Genomic DNA, 14196 nt, shown 5'->3' with positions numbered 1-14196 from the left:
GAACGAAAATTAAAACTGTAACTAACTAACTAACTAACTAACTAACTAACTAACCATGGCCATCTGCTGAGTAAAACAAACGGTATTCGCTGCAGACATTCGGTCATGCATCACTTTAATCACTTGACCAAACTCTAAGGCTTTATTGTCGGTTAAAGTAAAAGGGACTAAATCAGCATAAGCGCAAAGCGTGGCGTGCTCCCCTACTTCTAATGCAATAAATACCCCATCATTAAAAGCATTGCCTAATTGGATCAGCGAACCTTGTTCTGGGGTGTAACCTACCCCTTGCGATTCGAAAAACCAGCTTTTGGGCTGCACTGGCTTGTGAAAGCGTTTCGCGGCAATACAGTACAGCGCAAGCTCAGCTTGACGCGGTTCACTGAGTGGTAAGCTGACGATTTGCTCTTTATACAGTTGAAAATCCGAGGCGTCATCGACCGTAAAATGGTTTTCGATAAACGCACAATCAACCAACAGATTACGGCTTAAATTTGTGCGAAACAGCATATCAGCACCAAGATTGAGCATCAGATAGCCTTCGCGATCTGAATAGTACCAGCTCCATTTGTCACTTGGTTTAAGCATTGTTCCACTCTCAACAAAATATTTGGGGGCTAGGTAAAACGCTTAAATTACCCTTGCCTTACGAGTATGGGTAATTCTATGAGTAGACTCAGAAAAAAAAAGAGGAAATGCGCTTTACGCATTTCCTTAGTCATACTGTCTGTTAAATTTCAAGCACTACAGATTTTTGACGATATCAGCGACCAAAGCCGGTCCTTGATAAATAAATCCACTGTATACCTGAACCAGTTTTGCTCCCGCCATCAGTTTTTCTTTGGCTGAGACATAACTATCGATGCCGCCTACCCCGATGATCGGGATTGCTTCACCCAACTCTTGGTACAAGCATTTGATCACTTCGGTACTCCGCGCTTGTAAGGGGCGTCCGCTTAAGCCGCCACTTTCATTGGCAAAGCGCATTCCTTCGACCAGTGAACGATCTAGGGTTGTGTTGGTGGCAATCACACCATCAATTTTATTGTTCAGCAGCGACTGACAGATTTGTTTGATCTCATCATCACTCAGATCGGGTGCAATTTTTAAAGCCAGCGGAACATATTTGTCATGTTTAGCGGCCAATTCTGCTTGACGAGTTTTTAATGCAGCCAGTAATTCATCCAGAGCTTGCCCATATTGTAGAGAACGCAACCCTGGTGTATTTGGCGAAGAAATATTGACCGCAATGTAACCAGCGTAAGGATAAACTTTATCCATACAGATCAAATAATCTTCGACCCCTTTTTCGATCGGAGTGTCTTTATTTTTACCGATGTTGATCCCAATGATCCCGTCGTATTGAGCGCGTTTGACATTCTCAACCAATTGATCAACACCTTGGTTATTGAAGCCCATACGGTTAATGATGCCTTCGGCATGCACTAAACGAAACAAACGTGGTTTATCATTGCCCGCTTGTGGTTTTGGGGTCACAGTTCCTACTTCAACAAATCCAAATCCCATCGCGCCAAATGCTTCAATACATTCGCCATTTTTATCAAGTCCTGCCGCTAAACCGACTGGATTTTTAAAAGTGAGTCCCATGCATTGCACCGGACGATGAGGAAGTTGTTGCCGGTAGAAAACATCAAGCGGCGTGCCGGTAAAACGTTTGAAATTAGAGATGGCCAAATCGTGTGCTTTTTCAGCATCCAATTGAAAAAAGCCAGCTCTGGCTAAGCGGTAAAGCATAATGCCTCCGAAAGAAAAAAGCCCCGTATAAACGGGGCGCTATTATTGACGTATTCTTCAGTCAATTCAATGCTTATTGTGCCGCAACACAGTTTAAGTTGCGCAAAATCAACTCCGGCGAGTTAAGTGCTAGCGGAGCAAACTAATCGTTTGCGCAATAATCCAGCTACATCACTTCTAACCTAACGAAGCGATGCTGCTGATCGGTGGTTAATCGAAACCGTCCCTTGATACCGCTTTGGCTTAAAAATGGCCGCAAACGAGTCGCGGGGAGTTGCAGACGTAACCCCTGCTCGGTGGTCACCATTACACCACTGGCCGCGCCAGCGTAGTGCATCACAAAGCTGTGATAAGAGATATTGAGCGAGAAAAAATAATGATTCATATATTTATCAGGTGGCTCGCAGGCCACCTGGTTAACCTTTTATGATTTACTCTGCCAAGGCTTTACTGACCTTTTCAAACAGATCGCGGGCTAAATTGTCCATCTCTTTTAACTGTTGTAACTCTTGCTTGATCAAGGCTTGGCGCTGCTCATCGTACAAACGGAATTTCAGTAATGGATCAATTAAGCGCGATGCGACTTGTGGATTGCTGCTGTTCAATTCACGCAAAATTTGCCCAGCAAAACGATAACCCTCACCGGTTTTCGCGTGGAAATTAACCGGATTCGCATTTAAAAAGGTGCCGATTAAACTGCGCGTGCGGTTAGGATTTTTTAAGCTAAATGCTGGATGTTGCATGGCTTGTTCAATCACCGTTAGCGCTTGTGCAGCAGGGTTGCAACCTTGCAGAGCAAACCATTTATCCATAACCAGACCATCGTGTTGCCATTGCTGACTGTAGTCTTGCATCAACTGTTCACGACAAGATAACTGCGCTTGGTTAGCGGCCGTCATTGCGGCAATCGTATCGGTCATATTATTGGCTTGAGCGTATTGCTGCTGCACCAGATGCTCTCCTTGTGCCGTGTACGCAAGGTAACTTAAGCAGCCATTACGTAATGCGCGCCGGCCGATCGCCGCATGATCAATCGAATAATCGGCTTGCTTCAAGGTGTGATAAGTCGCGCTAAGCTCGTCTTCTAACTCAGTCGCCAAGATGGTTTTGATCGCGTTGAGCACTTGGGCAATCGCATCAACATCAACTTGTTTATACCAGCCAGACACTTCGTTGTGACTTGGAAGCACAAGCATTTCTGCCACAAACTCAGGTTCTAAATGGTCACTGAGCAATACTCCGCGCAACGCATCAATCACCGCCTCCGCCAACACAACGGGTTGCCCTTGCTGTACACGCTCGACATTGCTCCGAATGTATTTGCTAAGCAGCATTTGTCCGGCATCCCATTGAGCAAATTGATTACTTGCATGCTCCATCAACAACATCAACTCTTGATCTTGATAAGCGTACTCAAGTTTGACTGGTGCGGAAAATTCACGCAGCAGTGACGGGATCGGCTGTTCGGCCACCTTTTCGAAGCGGAAAGTTTGTTTGGCCTCAGTCACATTCAACACGTTGCCAATCGGCTTTCCGTTACACTGTAGCGGAATAACAGCCCCATTGGCGGTATAAAGTTCTATATCCAATGGGATATGCAGTGGCTGCTTTTGTTGCTGATCGTGGGTTGGCTCCGTGTGCTGCTCAACGTTCAGTTCATAGCTTTGTTGGCTCGCATCATAAACGCTACTTATTTTCAGGGTTGGGGTGCCCGATTGGCTATACCACAGACGAAATTGTTGTAAATCGATCCCTGAAGCTTGTTCCATCGCGGCCACGAAATCTTCACAAGTTGCCGCAGTACCATCATGGCGTGTCAAATAAAGTTGCATACCACGTTGGAATTGACTTTCACCGAGCAGAGTATGCAACATGCGGATCACTTCACTGCCCTTTTCGTATACGGTCAGGGTATAGAAGTTATTCATTTCAATTACTTGATCAGGACGGATTGGATGTGACATCGGGCTTGCATCTTCCGCAAACTGCGGACCACGAATAATCCGCACATTACCAATCCGGTTAACCGCTCGCGAGCCAAGATCAGAAGAAAACTCCTGATCCCGAAAGACCGTTAAGCCCTCTTTTAAGCTCAGTTGGAACCAATCGCGACAAGTGACACGGTTTCCGGTCCAGTTATGGAAATACTCGTGGCCGATCACCGCTTCAATCCCGAGGTAGTCGGTATCGGTAGCGGTTTTTTGATTAGCCAATACGAATTTAGAATTGAAAATATTCAGCCCTTTGTTTTCCATCGCACCCATATTGAAGAAATCGACGGCGACAATCATGTAAATATCAAGATCGTACTCTAAGCCGAAGCGCTGCTCATCCCAGCGCATCGAGTTAATTAACGAGTTCATAGCATGGGTCGCACGATCTAAATTGCCTTTATCGACAAAAATCTCTAATGCTACCTGACGACCGGTACGGGTCAGATAGTGATCACGCAGCACATCAAAATCCCCTGCCACTAGGGCGAACAAATACGCTGGTTTAGGATGTGGATCTTGCCATTTCACCCAGTGGCGACCTGAATCCAGTTCACCTTGGGCAATTTTGTTGCCGTTACTGAGCAGATACGGATTTTGTGCTTTATCCGCAATGATCGTGGTGGTATAGCGGGCCAATACATCTGGGCGATCAAGATAATAAGTGATGCGCCGAAATCCTTCCGCCTCACATTGGGTACAGAACGCACCACCGGATTTATATAACCCTTCTAGTGCGCTATTGGCCTGAGGATCGATCTGCGTGACAATGGTTAACGTAAATTCACGTGGTAGACCCGTAAGCTCTAAATGGGTCGAGCTTACCGTGTAATCTTGCCAATCTTGACCATTAACTTGCAGTTGTTTGAGCTGCAATCCTTCACCATCTAACGTTAACTGGTTACTCTCTTGCTGTTGTATCACTTGCGATACGGCAGTCACTTGCGTGGCGTTATCGAACAGATCAAACACGAGATCGAGATCAGCAATTGCGTGTGATGGTGGCTGATAATCGAGGCGATATTTGGCTTGAGGTGTGTGAGCCATTGTCCTAATCCTTATTGACGTGATGTGCTTGAAAAAATCGAGCTGCGTTAAGTCGTTTGAGCGCGAAAAGCACCAATTAACCAACATCTTAGGCCGCACTCACTGAATAACAAGAGTTAGCGCTAAAAAAACTGCGCGTTAGCGGTAAACCACCGATGCTGAAATGGATTGAAGAGAGGTTTGCTAACGCCGCGTGTCAAAATTACCGGTAAATACGGCCATGAATATGGGGATTGCAACATGAAACGAGAGAAAGAAACGGACCCTTAGGTCCGTTTGAATTGATGTTTGACTTTTTGAGCCACTAGTCATTAGCGGATGATCAATTAGCGGGCAAACATATCCAGCATAATGTTGACCGATTCATCTAAATACGCGTCAGGCGCTTCATAGTCTTTAGGGATGTCTTGCAAATTGGCATAAGCGGGTTTGCCTTGCGATTTTTGGCGCTGATTGATGCGAGCTAAACGCTCTTCATCAAATTTAGCACTCTGCGCTTTGCGCGTTTTTTCATTTAAAGACAATAAATTATCGTCTTTTTCTGCGCGATATTTGGCAATATCTTGCGTGATAAACGCAAATTCCAGATCGTTAGCCACTCGTTGCTGATGTTTGATATCGAGCTTGGCAATCAACGCATTGAAATCATTCAAACGTCCATACTTAGCCTGAACAATGCTGTCCCATGGTAGTGCGTTAGCTTCGACACTTTCTCCAGTTTGTGCAGGATCAATCGACGTTGGGTACAAAATATCAGGCACTACCCCTTTATTTTGAGTGCTGCCACCATCGATGCGATAGAATTTCTGAATAGTGTACTGTACATAGCCTAACTCTTGCTCGAACATATCATAGATATGATTGAGTGAACGATGCTGCTGTACGGTACCTTTACCAAACGAGTTTTCGCCTAAAATAATTGCCCGACCATAATCTTGCATCGCCGCGGCAAAAATTTCAGAAGCGGATGCACTGTAACGGTTAATCAAAACCGTCATAGGGCCACTATAACTGATCTTGCCATCGGTATCGGAATTAACATTCACTCGGCCGTAACTATCACGCACCTGGACCACGGGACCACTGGTAATAAATAGCCCAGAAAGCGCGGTCGCTTCCGTCAAAGCACCACCACCATTGTTGCGTAGATCAACAATAATCGCGTCGACTTTTTGTGCTTTCAATTCAGTGAGTAATTTATCGGTATCTTGCGCTAAGCCAACGTAGAAGCTGGGCACTTCGAGAACACCAATTTTTTTCCCGTCTTTCTTGATGACTTCTGATTTTACCGCGCGATCTTCTAAGCGAATTTTGTCACGGATAATCGTGACAACGTGACTTTTGGCATCTTTACCTTCCGGTAAGATCAACAGCTTCACTTTGCTGCCTTTCGGACCTTTAATCAGTTGCACCACATCATCAAGACGCCAACCAATCACATCGACAATCTCTGCACCTTCTTGACCAACGCCAATAATTCGGTCGCCATCGCCGAGTTGTTTACTGAGCGCAGCTGGGCCACCCGCCACCAAAGAACGAATGATGGTGTAATCATCGGTCATCTGTAATACCGCACCGATCCCTTCCAACGAGAGATTCATCTCTGATTGAAACTGCTCTGCGTTACGCGGTGACAAATAACTGGTATGCGGATCGACCTCACGCGCAAACGCGTTCATGTAAAGTTGAAAAACATCTTCACTCTTGGTTTGGGTAAGACGTTTAATCGCGTTGTTATAGCGTTTTTCGAGTGTATCTTTGATTTCTGGCCACTCTTTACCTGCCAATTTCAAATTCAGCGCATCATATTTAACCCGTTGTCGCCACAACTGGTTAACTTGTTGAATATCCTTTGGCCATGGGGCTTTAGCACGATCCAATTCGATTGATTCATCGGTTTCGAAGGTCATTTCGTGATCGAGTAACGACAGCGCGTACTGGAAACGTGCAAAACGTTTTTCCATCGATAAATTATACAAATCGTAAGCAATCTGATTGTTGCCCGCTTTAAGCTGATCATCTAATTGCAAAGAGCACTCTTTAAAGGAGTCAATATCGGCTTGGGTAAAAATATTACGACTGTAATCCAACATCTCAAGATAGCTTTCAAACATCGCTTGAGAAAATTGATCATCGAGATTGAATTGTTTGTAGTGAGAGCGGGTAAAACGTGAAGTGACCCGTTTGGCAGCGGTTTCGTGCTGCGTTTCTGGGGCAAGAACAGGTAAATCTTCGGGTTTTAGCTTGGCTTCCAGAGCCTGAACTGAAAAGGCTGCTAGCCAAAGGCTAGCAGCAATCAGAGATATTTTTGAACGGCATTTCATGCGAAGGAGTATCTCCCTTATGCGCGCAAGTGCTCCGCTTTCACAACCATTTGTAGGCCGTTGGCAAGTTGAACACGCACATCTTCCTTATTGATTTCAACGATGGTCGCTGCCATGTTGCCTTTACCCATATTCACGTTAACAGATTTACCGACGTTAAGTTCTGTCGCGGTCAAAGTGCGCGTTTCTACGGGCTTTTTCTCTACTTTTGGTGCATGTTGTGGACGACGCGCTTGTGGTTTTTTCACCGCAGGCTTGTTTGCTTTCGCTTCTTCACGCACTTTTTTCGCTTGCTCTTTACGACGTGCATCTACACGAGCTTTACTTTCAGCCAACGCGGTTTGTGCATGCTCCACGTGTTGCTCTTCCAGTTCACCACAAGGGTTACCATCCAAGTCAACCCGAGTTGCACCAGGTTTTACACCATGTAAATAACGCCAAGAAGAGGTGTACTGTCTTAATGCGGCACGAAGCTGTGTTTTGCTGACTTTAGTATCTTCATTTAAGCGATCAGCAAGATCCTGAAAAATACCAATTTTCAGAGGTTTTGCTTCACCTTCTAAAGTAAAGCAGTTAGGGAAACATTCAGCAATATACGCGATAACTTCTTTGCTGTTTTTTAACTTTTCAGTGTTTTCCATGGGGATTCCTGGTTATTGCGGCTGCCCGCCAAACATTGATGTTCAAATATGTGCGGTATTATAAAGACCTGCAACGGAAAAACCACAGGCAAAGGGCAAATTATGCTTTATTAGCCTGTGAATTGAGCAGCTTTTCCACTTCCTTCATCAAATAGGTCAGGCCTTGTTGGTCAATTTCACTAAAACGGCCTATGTTTGGACTATCGATATCCAATACCCCTGCAACTTTTCCATTAATTGAGAATGGGATAACGATTTCTGAATTGCTGGCGGCATCGCAAGCAATATGCCCGACAAATTGGTGAACATCATGTACGCATTGAACTTTATTTTCGGCCACGGCAGTTCCGCACACGCCTCGCCCAATCGGGATCCGCACACAGGCTGGTTTACCTTGAAATGGACCAAGAACCAACTCTTGATCTTGCATCAAATAAAAACCGACCCAATTGAGTTCAGTCAGCTCCATATTGAGTAAGGCGCTGAGATTAGCAAGATTAGCGATCAGATCGCTCTCACCTTCGAGTAAGGCGCTAGCTTGCTGAGTTAGGCGTTGGTACTGCGGTAAGTTCATAATAATTTCCATTTAAAAAAGAAAGACTTCATATCTTGAACTACGTACAATGCGCACAAATTAAATAGGATGCATTCTCATTAATATGACGTACTTCAATGACACTATTAGCCGTTCTTGGCTGATAACTCAAGTAAAAAAACATCAAGCTAAACTGCTGTTTGCTAACTTGATTGCCATTATCGCCACGCTGGTCAGCGTACCTATTCCGCTACTAATGCCATTAATGGTCGATGAGGTTCTGCTCAATCAACCCGCTAAAGGGTTGGCGGTGATGAATCATTTTCTTCCTCAAGCTTGGCATACCGCGACTGGCTATATCATGTTGACTCTGCTGATGGTGATCGTGCTGCGCATTGTTAGCCAATTGTTGAACATTTTACAAAACCGTCAGTTTACCTTGGTTTCGAAAACCATTACTTACGAAATGCGACGTAAGATGATTGAGAAGCTAGGTCGGATCAGTATTCGCCAGTATGAAACCCGCGGTAGCGGAGGGATTAATGCCCATCTGGTCACCGATATTGAAACCATCGATCAATTTATTGGTTCCACGCTGAGTAAATTTTTGATCTCGTTATTAACCGTGATCGGAATTGGTATGGTGCTGCTGTGGCTGGAGTGGCGACTCGGGCTGTTTATTTTGCTGGTCAATCCGATTGTTATCTATTTTTCAAAAATGCTCGGTAGCCAAGTTAAACACCTGAAGAAGAAAGAGAACCAAGCCTTTGAGCGCTTTCAAAATCGGCTGGTGGAAACCTTAGATGGTATCTATCAGTTACGTGCCGCCAATAAAGAGCGTGAGTTTATTCGCCGCCTGATTGCTGATGCCGATGCAGTGCGGAGCAATGCCGATAAATACGCTTGGCAATCGGAAGCGGCCAGTCGCCTCTCCTTCCTACTCTTTTTACTGGGGTTTGAGCTGTTTCGCGCGGTTGCTATGTTAATGGTGGTATTTAGTGACCTCTCTATCGGGCAGATTTTTGCAGTGTTTGGTTACTTGTGGTTTATGCTTGGTCCAGTTCAAGAGTTGCTCAGTGTGCAGTTTTCTTGGTATGCGGCTAAAGCGGCATTAACGAGAATTAATGGCTTATTAGAGCTAGAAGAAGAGTATCGCCCGGTCAGCAAGATCAACCCATTTACGCAAGCGGGTGAAGTCGCGATTGAGATTGACCAGGTCAATTTCTCCTATGATGAGGAAAACCAAGTCTTAAATCAGCTCTGTTTAACCATTCCGGCGGGTAAAAAAGTCGCGTTGGTCGGTGCCAGTGGTGGTGGTAAATCGACGCTGATCCAGCTATTAATCGGGGTATATCGCGCACAAAGTGGCGCAATTCGCTTTAATGGACAGCATTGTGATGACATCAGCTTCGAAGTAATTCGTGATCAAATTGCTGTTGTTTTACAACAACCTATACTGTTTAATGACACTTTGCGGCATAATCTTACCCTTGGCGGTCAATTTAATGATCAAGCCTTGTGGCAAGCGTTAGAAATCGCTCAATTGCATGATGTGATCAGTAAGCTCGATCACGGGCTCGATACGCAAATTGGTCGTAATGGGATCCGTTTATCTGGTGGACAAAGACAACGCCTTGCTATCGCGCGTATGGTACTTTGTGATCCGAAATTTGTGATTTTGGATGAAGCGACCTCCGCATTAGATACCGCAACCGAAGCGGCATTACATCGTGCGCTGTCAGAGTTTCTAAAAGGACGCACAACCTTGATTGTGGCGCATCGCCTATCAGCGGTGAAACAAGCGGACTTAATTTATGTACTGGAAGATGGACATGTTAGCCAATCAGGCACGCATCGTGAGCTACTTGCACAAGAAGGTCTCTATCAAACCCTGTATGGCACGCTACAGTCGCAGCACTGATCATCGTTCATTCCTTCTCACTTTATCTCAGGGGATCAGCGCATGATCCCCAATTCATTACCTCAGCATGCCACACCAGCGCGTGATATCCGTTTATGTCCCGGTTGTGAGTTGGCAATCGATGCCTTGCCAGCTGGTCAAGGCTACACCGCTTATTGTCCTCGCTGTGCAACTCAACTCTATCGCGGGGGTACGCCATCGCTTGCGGGCCATTTAGCACTGGCGATCACCGGCTTACTGCTGTTTATTCCCTCGCATTTTTTCAGCTATATCAATATTCGTTTGTTTGGGGTACTGATCCCTGCCACCTTACCGCAAGGCGTAGTGGCATTATGGAACGAAGGCTATTGGCCTTTAGCCATACTGGTGCTGTTTTGTAGCTCAATCGCGCCGCTACTGCTTTGTTTAAGCGTGGTCAGCGCCCATTGCGCGCTCCGCTTTGGTTACTTTTCACTGCTACGCTACGCATTATTCCTGCTGCACCATCTTAAAGCGTGGGTGATGTTAGATGTATTTTTAGTCAGTGTGGCCGTTTCATGTTTTAAACTGAAAGATTATTCCGACATTTTTATTGGACCTGGGTTATTGGGGCTGGTGCTACTGCAGTTGTGCACGCTATTGCTGCTTAGCCGGATCAGCACTCGCCACTACTGGGAAGCTTGGCACAGCGAAAGCGAATATTGCCTATCGAGTAAACAGGTACATTGCTATCACTGTCATCTTTCTCAACCAGAAAGCCGACACTGTGTTCGCTGCCAGCATCCGCTTGAGCATCGCAAACCGAATTCGATTGAGCGTACTTGGGCTTATGTTTTGGCGGCCACGGTAGCGATTTTTCCGGCTAATTTGATCCCGATTTCGATTTTGATCACCAAAGGTCAACGGATTGAGGATACGATTTTTTCCGGAATCTTATCGTTAGTCAAAAATGGCATGTGGGGTATCGCGCTGATTATTTTTATTGCCAGTATCGTAGTGCCGGTGATTAAAATAGTCGGCCTCGCCTACTTATTATTGGCGATTAAATTTAAGCGCCAAGTGCATCGTAGACAACGGATGATCATTTATCGCGGTGTTAAATGGATCGGTAAATGGTCAGTCATGGATCTGTTTGTAATATCGATTATGCTCACCTTGGTTGATCGAGGTCAAATCCTTGATTTTAGCCCAGGTTATGGGGCGGTCGCTTTTGGTATGGTTGTGGTTCTGACGATGTTGGCGACGGAGAGTTTAGACCCTCGCCTACTATGGGATGAGAACAACTCCACGGATACTCAACAATAGGTTGTTTGAATGAGTCAACAAAATACAACACAAACGGCGTACACACCGGACATCCGCAAATCGAGAGGACTCTCTCCACTATGGATTTTACCGCTGGTCACTATGGTGTTGGCAGGCTGGTTAGTATTCAAAGCGATCCACGATGCCGGAGTGCGGATTCAAATTCAGTTTGAAAATGCACAAGGGTTGGTTGCCGGACGTACCACGATTCGCTATCAAGGCTTAGAAGTCGGCATGGTTCGCGATATCAAACTTTCGGAAGCTCTCGACAGCATTTATGTGCATGCGGATATTTACCCTGAAGCGACGCAATTGTTATCTAACCAAACCCGTTTTTGGATGGTTAAACCGACCGCCAGTTTATCCGGCGTTTCTGGGCTCGATACCTTAGTCTCAGGCAACTATATTGCCATTCAACCCGGCGCCTTGCATCAAGATGACTACCCAACCCAATACCAAGCCTTAGACTCTGCCCCCTCAGATTTGCTCGCTCAGCGCGGTTTGACCATTTCGCTCAAAGCAAATGATTTAGGCGGTATTTCAGTCGGTTCACAAATTGTCTATAAAAAAATCCCTATTGGTGAAGTATTTAGCTATCAATTGGATGATGATGCGCAATCGGTGAGCATTCACATCTCAATCAAAGATGAGTACCGCCATATTATTAATACCGAAAGCCGTTTTTGGAATGTCAGTGGTGTGGAAACTCGGATCGGTTTTGATGGCGTGGATGTGCGACTGGAAAACTTAAGTGCCCTGATTGGCGGTTCCATCGCGGTCGACTCACCGGAAGAAGGTAAACCCGTGGAGCAAAATGCTCAATTTCGCTTATATCGAGATTTAAATACCGCCGGACGTGGGATCGCAATTTCCATTACCTTACCAGATGATAACCATATCTCGGCTGCGGGTGCGCCAATCATCTATCGCGGGATCGAAATTGGCCAAATCACCGACTTACAATTGACCGACAATCGCAACAGCATTGTCGCTGCCGCGGCGATTCAACCCGCATTTAGTGACATGCTCAATAGTGGTAGCCAGTTCATTTTGGAAGAAGCGCAAGTCTCTCTGACTGGAGTGGAAAATTTAACCAATCTCGTTAAAGGTAATTATCTCACCTTGATCCCTGGCTCAGGAGAACGTGCACGAACTTTCAATGCGATACGCAAGAATGAATTCAAATATGCGCGAGCTAATAGCATCAGTTTTAACTTAGTCGCCGATAATTCATTTGGCTTGGAGGCTGGAACGCCGATCCTTTATCGCGGGGTCGCGGTAGGTAGCATTACCGACGTTAAGCTTAAACTCGATGCGGTCGAGTTTAGTGTGGTGATTGATGAGCAGTATCGAGAGTTGATCCGTTCACAAAACCGATTTTATGTTACTGGCAGTGCCTCGGCGGAATTAACGGAATCAGGATTATCCGTTTCTGTTCCTCCGGCAAAACAGTTGCTTTTAGGTTCGATCAGTTTTGCGAGCGAAGGCAGTGACACCGTACTTGATCAGTATCGCCTGTTTGCCAGCCAATCGTTGGCCGAATTGGCCAAATACAATCAATCCGGCTCACGCTCATTGACCTTATTTGCCAATGAGCTTCCCTCGATCAATGCTGGCTCTCCCCTGCTATACCGCAATTTAAAAGTTGGGAGTATTGCCGGTTTTACGCTGACCAAAAACGGCGTGCAAATTGAAGCGACCATTGAAAAGCAATATCAACATCTGCTGACCGCCAATACGGTGTTTTGGAATCGCTCAGGAGTGGAAATTAAAGCCTCACTGGATGGGGTTGATGTCAAAGCGGCTCCCCTACAAACCTTACTGCGTGGTGGGATTGCCTTTGATAGCCTGCCAGGAATTGAAAACAAAGTGGGTGCGATGTGGAAACTGTATCGCGACTATGATCATGCTCGCCGCTACGGTGAAAAAATTACCCTCACCGCTTTAGGCACCTTAGGGGTAAAAGTGGGCACGCCTGTGCAATATCAAGGGGTACAAATTGGTGAAGTGTTCCAAGTGATCCCCGATTTTGACTCGGAGTTTGTCACACTCTCAGCGCGTATCGAGCCACAATATGCGCCTAAAATCGCTAAACAGAATTCACAATTTTGGCTCTCGCAAGCCAAAATCGGTTTAAGCGGAATTGAAAACGTGCAGAATTTGTTGGGACAAAGTATTGAAGTTCAACCCGGTAGTGGTGCTGACCGTTATGAATTTGCTTTGCACAAAGAAGCGCGTCATGGTGGTGCCGGAAAAACCTATATCTTGCAGAGTGAAAAACGCGGCTCCGTCAGTGTCGGCACCCCGATCCTGTATCGCGATATTGAAGTGGGTAAAGTCATCGATGTCCGCCTCGGCGAATTTGCTGATCGAGTGATCACCACGATTCGGATTGCACCGCAATACACCTATTTATTGCGTGAAAACAGCGTATTTTGGAACGTATCCGGATTAGATATGACGATTGGCATCACGGGAGCTAATGTGAAAGCCGGCACCTTTGACAGTATGCTACGTGGCGGGATCACCTTTGCTACCCCAGATCAAAAGCAATTGTTGCCTGCCGCCGCGGAAGATCACAGCTTCTATCTTCATCCGCAAGCTCAAGAACAATGGAGTAAATGGCGCACTCCAATCCCTAAACCATAAATCACTTTTAGCAAGCACAAAGCAGCCATAGGCTGCTTTGTCACTTGTT

General features: G+C 45.8%; 10 protein-coding genes. 3 read left to right on the top strand and 7 right to left on the bottom strand.

The annotated features are described in order from the left end of the window. Positions 1 to 45 precede the first annotated feature (45 nt). From G7083_RS00130 to G7083_RS00100, 7 genes are all read right to left on the bottom strand, one after another. Positions 46 to 588 (bottom strand): cell division protein ZapC, encoded by a 543-nt coding sequence (locus tag G7083_RS00130; RefSeq protein ID WP_166013005.1) that lies wholly within the window; start codon positions 586 to 588, stop codon positions 46 to 48. Between the two features lie 156 nt (positions 589 to 744). Then, positions 745 to 1755 carry a quinone-dependent dihydroorotate dehydrogenase gene (gene pyrD, locus G7083_RS00125; protein ID WP_166013004.1) on the bottom strand — a complete coding sequence of 337 codons (1011 nt, stop codon included), beginning with the start codon at positions 1753 to 1755 and terminating at the stop codon, positions 745 to 747. 166 nt (positions 1756 to 1921) lie between these two features. Next, positions 1922 to 2140, bottom strand: coding sequence for a DUF2835 domain-containing protein (locus G7083_RS00120; RefSeq protein ID WP_166013003.1), 219 nt, complete (start codon positions 2138 to 2140; stop codon positions 1922 to 1924). A 46-nt stretch (positions 2141 to 2186) separates the two neighbouring features. Next, positions 2187 to 4793 carry an aminopeptidase N gene (gene pepN, locus G7083_RS00115; protein ID WP_166013002.1) on the bottom strand — a complete coding sequence of 869 codons (2607 nt, stop codon included), beginning with the start codon at positions 4791 to 4793 and terminating at the stop codon, positions 2187 to 2189. Between the two features lie 326 nt (positions 4794 to 5119). Further along, positions 5120 to 7117 carry a carboxy terminal-processing peptidase gene (gene prc, locus G7083_RS00110; RefSeq protein ID WP_166013001.1) on the bottom strand — a complete coding sequence of 666 codons (1998 nt, stop codon included), beginning with the start codon at positions 7115 to 7117 and terminating at the stop codon, positions 5120 to 5122. 17 nt (positions 7118 to 7134) lie between these two features. Continuing rightward, positions 7135 to 7758 (bottom strand): RNA chaperone ProQ, encoded by a 624-nt coding sequence (gene proQ / locus G7083_RS00105; protein WP_166013000.1) that lies wholly within the window; start codon positions 7756 to 7758, stop codon positions 7135 to 7137. A 100-nt stretch (positions 7759 to 7858) separates the two neighbouring features. Continuing rightward, entirely contained in the window at positions 7859 to 8332 is a 474-nt protein-coding gene (locus tag G7083_RS00100; RefSeq protein ID WP_166012999.1) for a GAF domain-containing protein, read from the bottom strand. An 85-nt stretch (positions 8333 to 8417) separates the two neighbouring features. Here G7083_RS00100 and G7083_RS00095 point away from each other — a divergent pair, with 85 nt between their 5' ends. The 3 genes from G7083_RS00095 to G7083_RS00085 are packed head-to-tail and all read left to right on the top strand — an operon-like array spanning position 8418 to position 14147. Further along, positions 8418 to 10214 (top strand): ABC transporter ATP-binding protein, encoded by a 1797-nt coding sequence (locus G7083_RS00095; protein ID WP_166012998.1) that lies wholly within the window; start codon positions 8418 to 8420, stop codon positions 10212 to 10214. 42 nt (positions 10215 to 10256) lie between these two features. Continuing rightward, positions 10257 to 11498 carry a paraquat-inducible protein A gene (locus tag G7083_RS00090; RefSeq protein WP_166012997.1) on the top strand — a complete coding sequence of 414 codons (1242 nt, stop codon included), beginning with the start codon at positions 10257 to 10259 and terminating at the stop codon, positions 11496 to 11498. Positions 11499 to 11507: 9 nt separating this feature from the next. Next, entirely contained in the window at positions 11508 to 14147 is a 2640-nt protein-coding gene (locus G7083_RS00085; protein WP_166012996.1) for a PqiB family protein, read from the top strand. The last annotated feature ends 49 nt before the right edge of the window (positions 14148 to 14196 follow it).

The sequence above is a fragment of the Vibrio sp. HDW18 genome, from assembly GCF_011306175.1.
In the GTDB taxonomy this organism is placed as follows: Bacteria; Pseudomonadota; Gammaproteobacteria; order Enterobacterales; family Vibrionaceae; genus Vibrio; species Vibrio chanodichtyis.
The sequence above is the reverse complement of the archived record's forward strand: the minus strand, read 5'-3'. Positions and strand labels throughout refer to the sequence as shown.

Excerpts from the sequence above, each read along its gene's own strand:
- G7083_RS00130 (WP_166013005.1), bottom strand. The coding sequence starts at position 588 with ATGCTTAAACCAAGTGACAAATGGAGCTGGTACTATTCAGATCGCGAA.
- pyrD (WP_166013004.1), bottom strand. The coding sequence starts at position 1,755 with ATGCTTTACCGCTTAGCCAGAGCTGGCTTTTTTCAATTGGATGCTGAA.
- G7083_RS00120 (WP_166013003.1), bottom strand. The coding sequence starts at position 2,140 with ATGAATCATTATTTTTTCTCGCTCAATATCTCTTATCACAGCTTTGTG.
- pepN (WP_166013002.1), bottom strand. The coding sequence starts at position 4,793 with ATGGCTCACACACCTCAAGCCAAATATCGCCTCGATTATCAGCCACCA.
- prc (WP_166013001.1), bottom strand. The coding sequence starts at position 7,117 with ATGAAATGCCGTTCAAAAATATCTCTGATTGCTGCTAGCCTTTGGCTA.
- proQ (WP_166013000.1), bottom strand. The coding sequence starts at position 7,758 with ATGGAAAACACTGAAAAGTTAAAAAACAGCAAAGAAGTTATCGCGTAT.
- G7083_RS00100 (WP_166012999.1), bottom strand. The coding sequence starts at position 8,332 with ATGAACTTACCGCAGTACCAACGCCTAACTCAGCAAGCTAGCGCCTTA.
- G7083_RS00095 (WP_166012998.1), top strand. The coding sequence starts at position 8,418 with ATGACGTACTTCAATGACACTATTAGCCGTTCTTGGCTGATAACTCAA.
- G7083_RS00090 (WP_166012997.1), top strand. The coding sequence starts at position 10,257 with ATGATCCCCAATTCATTACCTCAGCATGCCACACCAGCGCGTGATATC.
- G7083_RS00085 (WP_166012996.1), top strand. The coding sequence starts at position 11,508 with ATGAGTCAACAAAATACAACACAAACGGCGTACACACCGGACATCCGC.